Origin of the sequence: Streptomyces sp. NPDC001728 (assembly GCF_040297565.1) — a bacterium.
Classification (GTDB): Bacteria; Actinomycetota; Actinomycetes; order Streptomycetales; family Streptomycetaceae; genus Streptomyces.
In genome coordinates this window covers 285,800-297,986 of record NZ_JBEOZK010000004.1, presented here as the reverse complement: position 1 = coordinate 297,986, position 12,187 = coordinate 285,800, and the positions used below count along the sequence as shown (strand labels likewise).

The window sequence follows — 12,187 nt, the reverse complement described above, 5'->3', positions numbered from 1 at the left end:
GGCCCGGGGCCGCGCCTCCGCGAGAGCGCGGGCCCGGAGCCGCGCGCTGAGAGAAGACGGGCCGGGAGCCCCGGACCATGGCACGATCGCCCCATGGCCAAGGCGTCCGACCGCCCCGAGACCGAGTTCCCCCGTGCCATCGGCGCGCCCGCCACCCGCGCGCTCACCGCCGCGGGCTACACCCGGCTCGACCAGCTCGCGGGGGTCCCCGCCGCCGAGCTCGGCGCCCTGCACGGGGTGGGCCCGAAGGCGCTGCGCGTTCTCGGCGAGACGCTCGCCGAGCGGGGCCTCTCGCTGGGATGAGCCCAGGTCCCGGTTGTACGGCGGGCGGGCCCGCGAACTAGCGTGGCCTCCATGGAACTCTTGGGAGAGATCGCCGTCGGCCGTCCGCTGCTCGTCCTCGCCGTCAAGGAGGAGGCGCAGTACCTGGACACGGACCAGCCGGTGCTGCTGACCGGCATGGGCAAGGTGAACGCGGCGACCGCGCTCGCGACGGTCCTCGCGCGCGGCCCCCGGCCGTCCGGGATCGTGAACCTGGGGACGGCCGGGGCGCTGCGGCCGGGCTGGACCGGGACCCATGTCGTCGGCACCGTCGTGCAGCACGACCTGGACGGCGAGCTGCTCGCCACGCTGACCGGGGAGACGTACGGAGCGCCGCTGGCGCTCCCGGACGGCGGCGACGTGGTGCTGGCCACCGGCGACGCGTTCATCTCGGACGAGGCCGCCCGCGCCCGGCTCGCGGAGCGGGCCCCGCTGGTCGACATGGAGGGGTACGCGCTCGCCGCCGCCGCCGGGCTCGCCGGGGTGCCGCTGCGCATCGTGAAGCACGTCAGCGACGAGGCCGGGGACGGGGCCGCGCGAAGCTGGCGCGAATCGGTCGCCGAGTGCGCGCGGGCCCTCGCCGACTGGGCGGAGGCGAACACCCCGTACCGCTCCTGAGCGGAGCGGTCCCGGACCGGTCACCCGCTCCCCCGGGGTCAGCCCAGTGGCAGTTCCAGGAAGGACGGCTCGCCCGCCGGGGAGCCCACGGCGGTCTGCGTCCAGGTGACGGAGGCGTCGCCGTACAGCGGGTCCTTGCTGTCGACGACCAGCATCAGCCGGTGGCCGGAGGGAATGTCGTACGCGGCGGCCTGGAGCCGCCAGGTGACGGTGGTGTCCTGGTCGGGGGTCAGGCCGTAGACGTTGAGGGGTTCGTGGCTGATGATCCGGGCCGTGTCGTCCTCGGCGACGTCCAGGAGATGGGCGTAGAGGCTGGCGGAGGTCGCGGTGGAGCGGACCGTGAGGCGCAGTCGCGGGATGCCCCGGACGCGGCGGCCGGCCGTCTCCTCCCCGCCGGACGGCAGCAGCGGTTCGGTGGTCCAACAGAGCGCGTGCCTGCGGTCGATCTTGCGGGTGTCGTAGATCTTGGGGTTGCCCGCCCACTCCGCGCGGCCGGTCTTCATCAGGGCGTCCATGGCGGTGGCCTCGGTGTCCACCCCCGCGAGGAACGCGCGCCGCCAACCGGTCCCCTCGGCCTCGGCCGCCTCCTCTCCGCCGACGGAGACGAGGCGGCCGTCGGCGCCGCCCGCGCCGTCGCCGGTGAGGCCGAAGACTTCGGTGGCGCGGGTGACCTCGCTCCAGTCGGAGCGGAGCTCACGGCGGGCGGGCGTGACGATCCGGTTCTCGCCGGTCGGCTCGCCGGTGCCGGGGGCCAGGGCCGGTTCCGTCGTGTACGTGAACATCACCTGGTTGCACACCTTCGGCCAGTCCGCCACTCCGTTGGGCTCGCCCTTGAGGTGGTGGTCGAGCCAGGCGTACGCCTCCGCCATGGGGAGGTTGACCTCGCCGGGGGCGGCGGGCGGGCCGATGAGCGCGGGACCCTCCGGGGCGGCGTGGTCGCCGATCCACATGTTGAGCCGCTTGGGCACTTCCAGGCCGTTGAAGGTCTCCAGGACCTGGTTGACCGCGAAGAGGCTCTCGTGCCAGGTGTTGGAGAAGAAGGTCGGCGTGCCCTTGTCGTTGGTCAGTTCGAGGTACGACTCGGGGGCGCGCAGCCGGCCCCAGTCGACGACGTCCTCCAGGTTCCGGTCGGCCTGGAAGTCGGCGAGGATCCGCTGGTTCTCCTCGTCGAACTTGGACTCCACCGGCCCGCCGGTGAGGGCGAGGAGGGCCTTCACCGCGGCGAGGTGGCGGGTGTCGTGGTCGTACAGGCTGGTCGCGAGGTTGCCCCAGGTACTGAGCGCGACGACGGCGGCGACCCGGTCGTCGTGGGCGGCGACGAGCTGGCTGATGCCGGAGCCGTAGGACTCCCCCATGAAGCCGACGGCGCTCGGGGCGAAGTGGTCGACGGCGAAGTCGATGACGGCGGAGCCGTCGGCCCAGTCGTGGGGTCCGGCGACGTCGACGCAGCCGCTTGAGGTCGAGGGCAGGCCGGGGATGCCGAGTCCTCGGGGCGTGTAGGCGAGGACGTGGTAGCCCTTGTGGGCGAGGACGAGGTAGGACCAGAGGAACAGCGGCCAGCCGAACGGGGTCCAGCCGGCCGGGACGACGACGAGCGGGTGCGGGCCGGGGCCGAGCTGCCGGAGGCTGAAGGCGGAGAGCCGGACGTCCTCCGTGGCGCCCTCGACGCGGTGGTACGCGGGCACGGCGAGGCCGCGCACCTCCCTGACGTAGGCGGCGAGTTCGGCGGGGAGCAGGTCCCCCGCGCCGCCGTCTCCTTCGCCGCCGTCGGTTCCTCCGCTTCCTTCACCGCCGTCGGCCGTGCCGCCGAGGAGCACGTTGGCGAGGGTCTGGCCGAGCCGGACGGCGCCGGGGTCCACCGTTCCGTCGGCGGCCCAGAGGCCGCGTCCGGTGATCCGCGAGGTCTCGGCGGCGGTCAGCCTCGCCGTGACGTCCGGGAAGCCGGGGAAATGTTCGGACGAGCCGGTGGTGAAGGGGTTCTCCTGGGGCACGTGCACCCGTTCCTCTCGACTGGACTGATCACTGTCCGCGATGCGAACGATGGCAAGCCTCACCTATGTGGGGCGGAGCGGCCAGAGCGCACGAACGGCGCACGTGTCACGCAACCGGCCGGGAACGACACAAGGCGCCCCGAACGCGATGTTTGGGGACACCGCGGAACGGCCCCGTCACCCGGATCGGGTCGAGACGGAGCCGACCGTGGCGTACTCGGGCGGGTACACCACGACCAGGGCGGCGATGTCGTCGTCGAGGCCGCCGGAGCCGTAGCGGGTGAGGTCCTTGTGCAGGATGTCCGGCAGGTCCCGGGCCGGTTCCCGGGCCCACCCGCGCAGCCGCGGTTCGAGCGGGTAGAAGGTGCCGGTCCGGTCGCGGGTCTCGCTGACGCCGTCGGTGTAGAGCAGCATCCGGTCCCCGGGGCCGAACGGCACCTCCTCGATGCGGTGCCGGGAGTCGGCGAGGCCTGCCAGGTTCACGGGCAGGGAGGGATCGGCGAAGTGCACGGGCTCGACCCGTGACCCGCGCTGGACGAGGGGCGCAGGGTGGCCGCAGCTGAGCAGCCGGGCGGTGTCCCCGCCGTCGGGGAGCTCCACGAGGACGACGGTGGCGAAGCGTTCGGCGGCGTCGGAGTCGGGGTCCCAGGCCCCGTACCGGGCGAGGCACTCGTCGAGCCGGTCCGCTAGGACCGCCAGGTCGGCGGCGTCGTAGACGGCGGCGCGGAAGGAGCCGAGGAGGGCGGAGGCGGTCTCCACGGCACCGAGGCCCTTGCCCTGGACGTCGCCGAGCATGATCCGGACCGCGCCGGGGATCCGTACGGCCTCGTAGAAGTCTCCGCCGATCCGCGCCTTCGCGGCGGCCGCCACGTACAGCAGGTGGAGGTCGTAGCGGCCGAGGTGCTCGGGGAGGGGGCGCAGGACGACCCGCTGCACCACCTCGGCGACGGCGGTGAGCTCCCGCAGGTCCTGTTCGTAGCGGATGCGGACGCGGCTGACCCAGGCCGCCGCGGCGGTGACGGCGGCGATCACGGCCTCGCTGGCGACGAGTTCGGGGACGAGCTGTTCGCCCCGGATGACGCCGAGCAGCAGCCGGGCGGCCATGGCGAGCAGGCCGATGCCGATGGTCCCGCGCACGCTCCAGGTGACGGCGGCGAGCGCGGGCGCGGCGACGAGGAGCCGGTCGAAGCGCTCCCGGTCGGGGGTGATCACGTCCGCGAGGAACGTCAGGACCAGGACCAGGAAGGGCAGCGCGCGACCGAGGTTGAGCTGGGTGCGCGCCGCTGTGCCGGGACGGCCCCGGTGACCTGCGGGCATTTCATGATCGTACGCACGGTCGACGCCGGGGCCCCGGTGCGGCGGGACCCGGGCGTGTCCGCTCCCGGTCCGCCCCGCCCGACGGCGCCGGTCCCGCGGAGGCCACGGCCGTGCCGGGGAGCGCGAGGGCCGCGGGGAGGGCGAGGGCGGCGAGCACGGCGAGGACCGGCAGGGCCGCCCCCCTGGCCGGTACGAATCCGCCGTGCGGGACGAGGGCGACGAGCAGGGTCGCGGTGGCGACCCGGAACGCGGGGCCGATGTTCATCGCGGTCTGCTGGAGGCCGCCGGCGACTCCGGCGTGGGCCTCGGTGGCGCGGTGCACGACGACCGAGGTCGCGACGACCATCAGCGTGACGAACCCGGCGCCGAGCAGGGCGACGGCGAACCCCACGGGGAGCGCACCGGCGGTGGTGTCGAGCCGGGCGAGACCGAGCACCCCGAGCGTGAGCAGTCCCGCGCCGGCGGCGGCCGTGCGCCGGGGGCCGAAGCCGCTGGAGCGGTGGGCAGAGCGGCGCGCCGAGCACCATGAGGAGGGCGATTGGCAGGACGCGGAGCGCGCGGCCGAGGGGTCGAGCCGCTGGACGTCCTGGAGGAAGTACGTCACGACGAACCGGCGCGGCCCGGCGGCGCGGGAACCGGAGTGCTCGCATTCGCCGGAGCCGTGGCCGCCGGGATCGCCCTCGCCCGGGCTGGAGGAGCGCCCCGAACACCCCCTGGAGCACGCGCAGCGCGATGACCGTGCCGATGCCCGGGGCGAGGGCGATGCCGGTGGAGGCGGCGGCGAAGCCGAGGGCACCGACGGCGAAGACCCGGCGGTGGCCGTGGCGGTCGCGGAGCCGCCCGGCCAGGACGAGGAGGCTCGCGACGGCCACGAGGTAGCCGGTGCTGGTCCACTGGACCTGGCCGACGTCGGCGTGCGGATCGTCCTGGAGGGGGCTGGGCGACGGTGAGCACGGTGCCGTCGAGGGCGACGACGGCCGCGCCGACGACACTGCGCGCGAGGACCGGGGTGCGGCGCGCGGCTCCCGAGGGCGCTGCGACGGCGTCGGCTCCGCGGTGCCGCGTCACCGCGTCGGCTCCGCCGGGCCGAGGTGGGCGTCGAGGGCCGCCGTGAGGAAGGGGGCGGGGTCGTCGCCGCCGGTCGCGAGCCGGAGGCTGCCCCAGTGCCGGAGCTGGGCGATGCCGTGCAGATTGGCCCAGAGGGTGCCGGTGATCACGACGGGGTCGGCGCCGGGGCGGACGCGGGCGACGAGTCCGGTGAGGTGGGCGAAGAGCGGCAGGCTCGTCTCGCGCAGCCCGAGGCGTCCGCTCTCCAGGAGGTCGTGCCGGAACATCAGCTCGTACATGCCGGTCCGGGTCGCGGCGAAGTCGAGATACGCGCGGGCGAGGAGCGCGATCCGTTCGCGCGGGGCGGCGGTCTCCCGGTCCTCGGCGGCGGCGCGGGCGCCCAGTTCGGCGAAGCCCCGGCGGGCGATGGCCGACAGGAGGTCGAGATGGGTCGGGAAGTGGCGGCGGGGGGCGCCGTGGGAGACGCCGGCGCGGCGGGCGATCTCGCGCAGCGTGAGGGCCCGGGCGCCTTCGGCGTCGACCAGCTCGACGCCGACGCGGACGAGCCGCCCGCGCAGGCCGTCGTCGGCCGGGCCTCCGGCGCCGTCGAGCGCACCGCCGTCACCCGGGCCGTCGCCGCCGCCGTCGCTTCCATGGAGCTGATGATCTTCCGCCTCTTCACGCATGGACAGTGTGTCTACCAAGACGAGTAGACACTGTCTACCCACGCTCGCGCTCCGGTCGGTTACACTCGGGGACAGCGAAGGGGAGTAGCCCTGCAAACCGGTCGTCGACATACTGGAACCTCCGGGTTCCCGGTGACCGGGTCCGCGTCCAGCACGTACGGAGCGGACGGGCGAGACCTTCGGCCAGGCAACAACCGCGTCCGCGCTTCCGTGGGCGTGGTCCGTCATGCCGGGCCGAGTGGTCCTTCCGTCGCCCATCGAGGTGTCGTGCCGGGTCCACGGGGCCCGGACCGAGCAGAGAGCCCCGGTATGCACCTCGACCCCTTGGCGATCCTCACCGCCTTCGGGCTGATCTTCCTCGCCGAACTTCCCGACAAGACGATGTTCGCGTCCCTCGCCATGGGCACGCGCATGCGTCCGCTGTACGTCTGGTTCGGCACCTCGACCGCCTTCCTCGCGCACGTCGCCATCGCCGTGGGCGCCGGCAGCCTGCTCGGGCTGCTCCCCGGCTGGTCGGTGAAGCTGGTCTCGGCCCTGTTGTTCGGCTTCGGCGCGTTCATGCTGCTGCGCGGCGGGGGCGACGACGACGAGGCCGACGAGGGCGGCAAGACCGTCACCGGCTTCCTGCCCGTCTTCTCGACCGCCTTCATGGCCGTCTTCATCAGCGAGTGGGGTGACCTCACCCAGATCACCACCGCCAACCTCGCCGCCACCAACGGCACCTGGTCGACGGCGATCGGCTCCCTCGCCGCCCTGATGAGCGTCTCCGCGCTGGCCCTGGTCGCGGGCCGGTTCATCGCGAAGCGCGTACCGCTCAAGACCGTGCAGCGCATCGGCGGCATCTGCATGGCCGGTCTGGCGATCTGGTCCCTGACCGAGGTCTTCACCGGCTGACATCCCGCGCCCGCGCGAACGGCGCACGCCCCCGCCCTTCCCGGCAGGGGCGTGCGCCGTTCGCGCTCCGGTGCGACGATGCCCGCATGGGCGGCGAGACGATCCACGGCGAACTGGACGAGCGGGCGGCCTCGGTCGCGGACCGGGTGGTGGCCTGGCGCCACCACCTGCACCGGCATCCCGAGCTGTCCAACCGTGAGGTGAACACCGCCCGCCTCGTCGCGGACGAGCTGCGCGCCCTCGGCCTCGACGAGGTCCGTACGGGCATCGCCGGGCACGGGGTCGTCGGCGTCCTGCGCGGGGGCGGGCCCGGTGAGCGGGTCGTGGCGCTGCGGGCGGACATGGACGCCCTGCCGGTCAAGGACCTGTGCGGGGCGGAGTTCGCCTCCGCCACGGTCGACGCCGACTATCCGGGCGGCCCCTTCCCGGTCTCGCACGCCTGCGGACACGACTGCCACACGGCGGCGCTGCTGGGCGCCGCGACCGTCCTCGCGGGGGTGCGCGAGCGGCTGCCCGGCACCGTGCTGTTCGTGTTCCAGCCCGCCGAGGAGGGCCCTCCGGTGACCGAGGAGGGCGGGGCCCGCGCGATGATCGCGGCGGGCGCCTTCGCCGACCCGGTGCCGACGATGGCCTTCGGGCTGCATGTGACACCGCATCCGAAGGGGTACGTGGGGTACCGGATCGGCAATCAGTACGGCGCCTCCACGCTCGTCCGGATCGTCGTCACCGGCAAGCAGACCCACGGGTCGACCCCTTGGGAGGGCGTCGACCCGATGCCCGCGGTGGGGGCCGTCCTGACGGGCATCGGTCAGCTGTACCGGCAGGTCTCGGCCTTCGACCCGGTCACGGTGTCGATCGGGCACCTCGAGGACGTCGGCCGCTTCAACATCATCGGGCAGACGGTGACGCTGTGGGGCACGGTCCGCTGCGCCGTCGAGTCCGACATGGCACGGGTGCAGCAGCGGCTGACGACGCTCGCCGAGCACTCCGCGGCTGCGTACGGAGCGACGGCCCTGGTGGAGTACCTCCAGCCGGTGCCGCCCGTGCACAACAGCCCCCCGTGGGTGGAGGCCGGGCTTCCGACCTTCCGGCGGGTGGTCGGTGAGGAGCGCGTGGTGGAGACCGGGGCGACGCTCGGGTACGACGACGTCTCCGAGTTCGTGAACCGGTTCGGCGGTCTGTACGTGATGCTCGGCGTGCAGGACGCGGTCCTGGACGCCGGGGGGCGGCCGGTGCCCGCGCCCGGCGGGCGCGGTCTGGTCACCAACCACAACCCGCACTTCTACGCGGACGACGACACCCTCGTCACCGGCGTCCGGCTCCACGCGCACGTGGCGTACGACCATCTGACGGGAGCCCTGGTCCCCCGGGTCGGCGGCTGATCCCCCACGGGCCGGTCCGCACGGCCGGCGGTCCCGAGTTGCGTCCCCGACGCCACGCGGGAGGCTGGGGGTATCCGGCCGCGCACCACGCAGGGAGAGACATGATCCTGGACCTCGCCGCCCTCGCCGACGAGCACCTGGCCGCGGCCCACTCCGCGCCGCACGGACGCAGCGCCCATCTGATGATGCACGACGGGGTGCTCCGCCAGACCGTCATCGCCCTGACGTCGGGGACGTCCCTGGACGAGCACAACGCACCGCCGGCCGCGAGCCTCCAGGTGCTCCGGGGCCGGGTGAGGGTGACGGCCGCCGGCTGGGCGGAGGAGCTCCCGGCGGGCACCCTGCGGATGATCCCCAAGGAGCGGCACGGGCTCACCGCCCTGGACGACGCGGTGGTGATCCTGACGGCGGTCAACGACTGAACGCCCGCGAGCCGGAGACCGAGCAACTCCGGCCCCCGCGCGTTCACCCGGTCGCGTCGAGATCCTCCGCGTAGTGCTCGATGGCCGCGCGGTACTCCCGTACCGACGGGTCCCCGCTGGTGGCGGCGAGCAGCCGGAGCAGCAGCCGGACCGACTCGTGGTGACCGCCCGTGTTGTAGTGCGCCATGGCGAGGAAGGCCTTCAGCGAGCCGTCCTCGGGGAACTCCTCGACGGCGCCGGTCAGGAGGACGACGGCGTCCTCGTACCGTCCGAGGACCCGGTAGGTGCTGCCGAGGCCGAGGAGCGCCCCGCGCCGGTCGTCGGCGGTGAGCCCGGTGCCCGCGAGGGCGTTCTCGTAGTACGGCACGGCCTCCGCCTCCAGGCCGAGGACGTCATGGGCCCAGGCCGTCTGGTAGGCGATCCCGGCGTCGTCGGGATGCTCTGAGGCGAGCGCGACGAGCCGCTCGCGGGCCTCCTCCTGGCGGCCCGCCCCGCGCAGGGCGACGGCCTCGGCCAGCCGGCCGTCCTTCGTCTCGTGATGATCCATGGCGGCATCATCGCAGCTCGGGGCGGGTGCTCCGGGGGCGCCTTCCAGGTGACGAGCCGCCATGGCGGGCGGGCCCGGCCCTGGCGTCCCCGCACGAGGAGGGCGGCCCGCGACCGCCCGTAGCCTCCCGGCCGCCCCTCCGTCAGGTACGAGCCGTCCGGGAGACCCGATGCGGTTCTCCCCGTCCCACCAGTCGCCGCGAGCCTGCTCCCGCACGCGGTCCCCGCCGGGCGGGCCCCGGCCGCCGCGGAACTCCTCAGACCCGGGCTCGGCTCTCGGTGGTGACGCGGACCAGCGGGGTCCCCGCACACGGCAGGCGCAGCCCGTCCGCGCGGTGCCCGGTCCGCGGTCCCGCGAGGACGGCGCCGAAGTCGGGGCCCCTGGTCAGCGATCCGACCAGATGGGCCGGGTCGGTGGAGGCGGCGACCCGGCAGCGCGCGTTGACCGGCCAGGCCGGACCGGGGAGCGCCTGGAGCGCGGGCAGCACGGCCACCTCGAAGTGGCGCAGATAGACGTCGGCGGCGGCGACCCCGACGAACGTACCGTCGAGGGCGACCGGCGCGGAGAGCGTGAGGCTCTACTCGTCCGAGCAGAGGTAGTCGACATAGGGCCCGGCGGCCGGTCTCGCGGGGCAGGGTGTACCAGTCCCAGTGGGTGTAGTCGGAGTACGCCGAGGCTCATCGCCTCCGGCGACGCCGCACCGGTCAACACCGCGCTCGTACCGAACCACGCCGATGTCTTCGCCGGGCTCAAGAACAAGGACTGGAACTCCGTCAAGGGAGTCGCCTACGGCATCCCGCACGGCCGGGGTCCCGGCATCGTCACGGGCATCGCGCTCAACTCGGCCTTCGGTACGGTCTTTGAGCCGCTCGGGATGGGCCTCGGGATGTTCACGGTGGTGGTGGGCCACGCGACCTTCTGCATCGTGGTGGTCTTCAACAACGTGGTGGCCCGGCTGCGGCGGCTCCCGGGCTCGTACGAGGAGGCGGCGACGGACCTCGGGGCGCACGCCTTCCGCGCCTGCTGGGACGTGACCTTCCCGCTGCTGCGGTCGGCGCTCCTGGCGGGCGGGCTGCTGGCCTTCGCGCTGTCCCTCGACGAGATCGTGGACCTGCGGGGCTCTGAGGGGCGTGTGCGGACGGGGTCGCCCGCCTCAACGGTCCTGCCTCACCCATTCGAGGGTGACGCGCAGACTCGCGGTCGTGCCGCCCTGGACGACGAGCGCGGTGAGCACGCCCGCGTCCACACCCAGTTGGCAGCCGAACTCGACGGTCGCCCGGTCCGGGGCCGCCTGGTGGAGCGCGTCGCCGATCTGTGCGGCGAAGGAGGAGAGGGCCCGGGTGACCGCCGACAGGTCGGGCGTACGACCACCGAACCCTTCGAGTTCCGCGTCGGGGCCGATCCGCCGTGACTCCACGAAGAGGGTGCCGTCGCCGAGGTCGACCCGGGTGATGTCGGTCATCGAAGCTCCTGGTGGTTCAGAGGGCCGGGCGCAGGCCGGGCGCGGCAGTCGCGGAGCGCGGCCGGGCGGCGCCCGCGTCGAGGGCGCCGGGGCCGAAGGCGCTGCCGCGCCGCCACTCGGGCCAGCTGAGGTTCCAGTCGCCGAAGCCGTTGTCGAAGGGGGTCATGGGTGCGCCGTAGCCGTTGACGACGCGCACGAGGTCGCCCTCGCGGACGGTGCCGAACAGCCAGGCCGCGTCCTCGGTGCTCATGCCGGTGCAGCCGTGGCTGACGTTCTCGCTGCCCTGCGCGTCGAGCGACCAGGGGGCGGCGTGCAGGTACTCCCCGCTCCACGTCACCCGAGTGGCCCAAAGGACCTTCAGATCGTAGAAGTCGCTGCTGCCCCGGGCGATGCCGATGGAGTCGCCGCGCATCCGGACCATGGGTTCCTTGCCGAGGACGACCTTGGTGCCGCCGCGGGTGCGGTAGCCGGCCTTGCCGGTGGTCACCGGCAGGGTACGGAGAAGACTGCCGTCGCGGGACACGGTCATCTCATGGGCGGCGATGTCGGTGACGGCCTCGATCCGCGCCCCGGTGGTGAAGGTCAGGGGCTTCGAGCGGCCACCGTAGAGACCGCCGGTGATCCAGGCCCCTTCGAGACCGCTGCGGACCCGGACCGTGGTGCGCGGGTGCCAGTAGTGGCGGGGCCGGTAGTGGAGGGTGGCGGAGTCGACCCAGTACCAGGAACCGTCGACGTGGGGCTCCGTCCGTACCTCGAGGGCGCGCTCGACGACACGGCGGGCCTCGGGGGCGGAGGCCGGCACGGGGTGGCTGAGTTCGGCGGTGACCGGCTGCCCGACTCCGTACGTCCCGCCGTCGTCCGGCCCGAAGGCGACGGTGAGCCGGTCCCCGGCGGGAGCGGCGACGGTACGGAAGTCCAGCCGGGCGACGTGCCGGAGCGTGCCCGCCGGGTCGGCCCGCTCGACGACGAGGCGGGCGGCGAACCGGCTTCCCGCGGGCAGCGGCGCGGCACTGGTCCACCGGCTGCCGTCGGCGCTCGGCGCACCCGCGACGCGCCGTCCGCGGTGGTCGGTGACGGTGATGTCGGCGAGCACGCCCTGGGTGCGCAGGGCGAGCTCCACGGGCCCCGACATCCGGGGGTCCAGGGTGAACGGCCGCCCGGTGAGGACGGGGCCGCCGCCGAGCGCGAGGGTGTGCCGGGGCGCGGAGCACAGGCCGCCGGCGGCGCAGCCGCCCACGGAGACGACCGCGGTGGCCGACGGGCCCGCGGCGGGCGGTGCGTCCGGGCCGGACGGCGGCGACTGCGCGGCCGTACCGACGAGAACGGCTCCCACCGCGAAGGACAGCGCTGCCCACCCCCGTACGTATCTGCGTGACGACACGTAGGACACCCTCCCCTTCCGTACGACGATGTCGGCGGCCGTTACCGACCGGAGCATCAAATCGGATGAGAGGAGGAAGAGATGATCAAGGCGTCGGGCGTGGCGGCGGACTCGTGGGC

General features: G+C 74.1%; 13 protein-coding genes and 2 pseudogenes. 6 read left to right on the top strand and 9 right to left on the bottom strand.

Annotation, left to right across the window (positions count from 1 at the left end):
- Positions 1–93 precede the first annotated feature (93 nt).
- Entirely contained in the window at positions 94–303 is a 210-nt protein-coding gene (locus ABT154_RS09230; protein ID WP_351854870.1) for a helix-hairpin-helix domain-containing protein, read from the top strand.
- Positions 304–354: 51 nt separating this feature from the next.
- Positions 355–939: a nucleosidase gene (locus ABT154_RS09225; protein ID WP_351854868.1), complete on the top strand. Its 585-nt coding sequence runs from the start codon at positions 355–357 to the stop codon at positions 937–939.
- Between the two features lie 38 nt (positions 940–977).
- Here ABT154_RS09225 and ABT154_RS09220 read toward each other — a convergent pair whose 3' ends face one another.
- From ABT154_RS09220 to ABT154_RS09200, 5 genes and pseudogenes are all read right to left on the bottom strand, one after another.
- Entirely contained in the window at positions 978–2,930 is a 1,953-nt protein-coding gene (locus tag ABT154_RS09220) for an alpha/beta fold hydrolase (protein WP_351854865.1), read from the bottom strand.
- Positions 2,931–3,107: 177 nt separating this feature from the next.
- Positions 3,108–4,247 (bottom strand): PP2C family protein-serine/threonine phosphatase, encoded by a 1,140-nt coding sequence (locus ABT154_RS09215; protein ID WP_351854863.1) that lies wholly within the window; start codon positions 4,245–4,247, stop codon positions 3,108–3,110.
- 1 nt (position 4,248) lies between these two features.
- Entirely contained in the window at positions 4,249–4,683 is a 435-nt protein-coding gene (locus tag ABT154_RS09210) for an MFS transporter (protein WP_351854861.1), read from the bottom strand.
- A 307-nt stretch (positions 4,684–4,990) separates the two neighbouring features.
- Positions 4,991–5,239 (bottom strand): annotated as a pseudogene (locus ABT154_RS09205) (MFS transporter); the annotation flags it as partial.
- A gap of 72 nt (positions 5,240–5,311) precedes the next feature.
- Positions 5,312–5,980 (bottom strand): TetR/AcrR family transcriptional regulator, encoded by a 669-nt coding sequence (locus tag ABT154_RS09200; RefSeq protein WP_351854858.1) that lies wholly within the window; start codon positions 5,978–5,980, stop codon positions 5,312–5,314.
- Positions 5,981–6,289: 309 nt separating this feature from the next.
- Between ABT154_RS09200 and ABT154_RS09195 the strand changes: the two genes are divergently transcribed.
- The 3 genes from ABT154_RS09195 (at position 6,290) to ABT154_RS09185 (ending at position 8,678) form a co-directional block, all read left to right on the top strand.
- Positions 6,290–6,874, top strand: a complete 585-nt coding sequence (locus ABT154_RS09195) for a TMEM165/GDT1 family protein (RefSeq protein WP_329286377.1) — start codon at positions 6,290–6,292, stop codon at positions 6,872–6,874.
- Positions 6,875–6,960: 86 nt separating this feature from the next.
- Positions 6,961–8,256, top strand: a complete 1,296-nt coding sequence (locus ABT154_RS09190; RefSeq protein WP_351854856.1) for a M20 metallopeptidase family protein — start codon at positions 6,961–6,963, stop codon at positions 8,254–8,256.
- Between the two features lie 104 nt (positions 8,257–8,360).
- On the top strand, positions 8,361–8,678 hold the full coding sequence (locus ABT154_RS09185; protein ID WP_351855093.1) for a cupin domain-containing protein: 318 nt from the start codon (positions 8,361–8,363) through the stop codon (positions 8,676–8,678).
- 43 nt (positions 8,679–8,721) lie between these two features.
- Here the strand turns inward: ABT154_RS09185 and ABT154_RS09180 are convergent, their stop codons facing one another.
- Together ABT154_RS09180 and ABT154_RS09175 are read right to left on the bottom strand one after the other, a co-directional pair.
- Positions 8,722–9,225, bottom strand: coding sequence for a tetratricopeptide repeat protein (locus ABT154_RS09180; RefSeq protein ID WP_351854854.1), 504 nt, complete (start codon positions 9,223–9,225; stop codon positions 8,722–8,724).
- A gap of 256 nt (positions 9,226–9,481) precedes the next feature.
- Entirely contained in the window at positions 9,482–9,712 is a 231-nt protein-coding gene (locus ABT154_RS09175; RefSeq protein WP_351854851.1) for a hypothetical protein, read from the bottom strand.
- On the opposite strand from ABT154_RS09175, the pseudogene ABT154_RS09170 reads away from it, so the two are divergent.
- Positions 9,626–10,315, top strand: a pseudogene (locus ABT154_RS09170) (ABC transporter permease); the annotation flags it as partial. The gene ABT154_RS09175 and the pseudogene ABT154_RS09170 sit on opposite strands and share 87 nt — an antisense overlap.
- Before the next feature lie 63 nt (positions 10,316–10,378).
- On the opposite strand, the gene ABT154_RS09165 reads toward ABT154_RS09170, so the two are convergent.
- Both ABT154_RS09165 and ABT154_RS09160 read right to left on the bottom strand, forming a co-directional pair.
- Complete coding sequence (locus tag ABT154_RS09165) at positions 10,379–10,687, bottom strand: CU044_2847 family protein (protein WP_351854849.1); 309 nt, start codon at positions 10,685–10,687, stop codon at positions 10,379–10,381.
- 16 nt (positions 10,688–10,703) lie between these two features.
- Positions 10,704–12,068, bottom strand: a complete 1,365-nt coding sequence (locus tag ABT154_RS09160; protein ID WP_351854846.1) for a L,D-transpeptidase — start codon at positions 12,066–12,068, stop codon at positions 10,704–10,706.
- Positions 12,069–12,187: the final 119 nt, after the last annotated feature.

Excerpts from the sequence above, each read along its gene's own strand:
- ABT154_RS09225 (WP_351854868.1), top strand. The coding sequence starts at position 355 with ATGGAACTCTTGGGAGAGATCGCCGTCGGCCGTCCGCTGCTCGTCCTC.
- ABT154_RS09190 (WP_351854856.1), top strand. The coding sequence starts at position 6,961 with ATGGGCGGCGAGACGATCCACGGCGAACTGGACGAGCGGGCGGCCTCG.
- ABT154_RS09230 (WP_351854870.1), top strand. The coding sequence starts at position 94 with ATGGCCAAGGCGTCCGACCGCCCCGAGACCGAGTTCCCCCGTGCCATC.
- ABT154_RS09180 (WP_351854854.1), bottom strand. The coding sequence starts at position 9,225 with ATGGATCATCACGAGACGAAGGACGGCCGGCTGGCCGAGGCCGTCGCC.
- ABT154_RS09195 (WP_329286377.1), top strand. The coding sequence starts at position 6,290 with ATGCACCTCGACCCCTTGGCGATCCTCACCGCCTTCGGGCTGATCTTC.
- ABT154_RS09215 (WP_351854863.1), bottom strand. The coding sequence starts at position 4,247 with ATGCCCGCAGGTCACCGGGGCCGTCCCGGCACAGCGGCGCGCACCCAG.
- ABT154_RS09165 (WP_351854849.1), bottom strand. The coding sequence starts at position 10,687 with ATGACCGACATCACCCGGGTCGACCTCGGCGACGGCACCCTCTTCGTG.
- ABT154_RS09200 (WP_351854858.1), bottom strand. The coding sequence starts at position 5,980 with ATGCGTGAAGAGGCGGAAGATCATCAGCTCCATGGAAGCGACGGCGGC.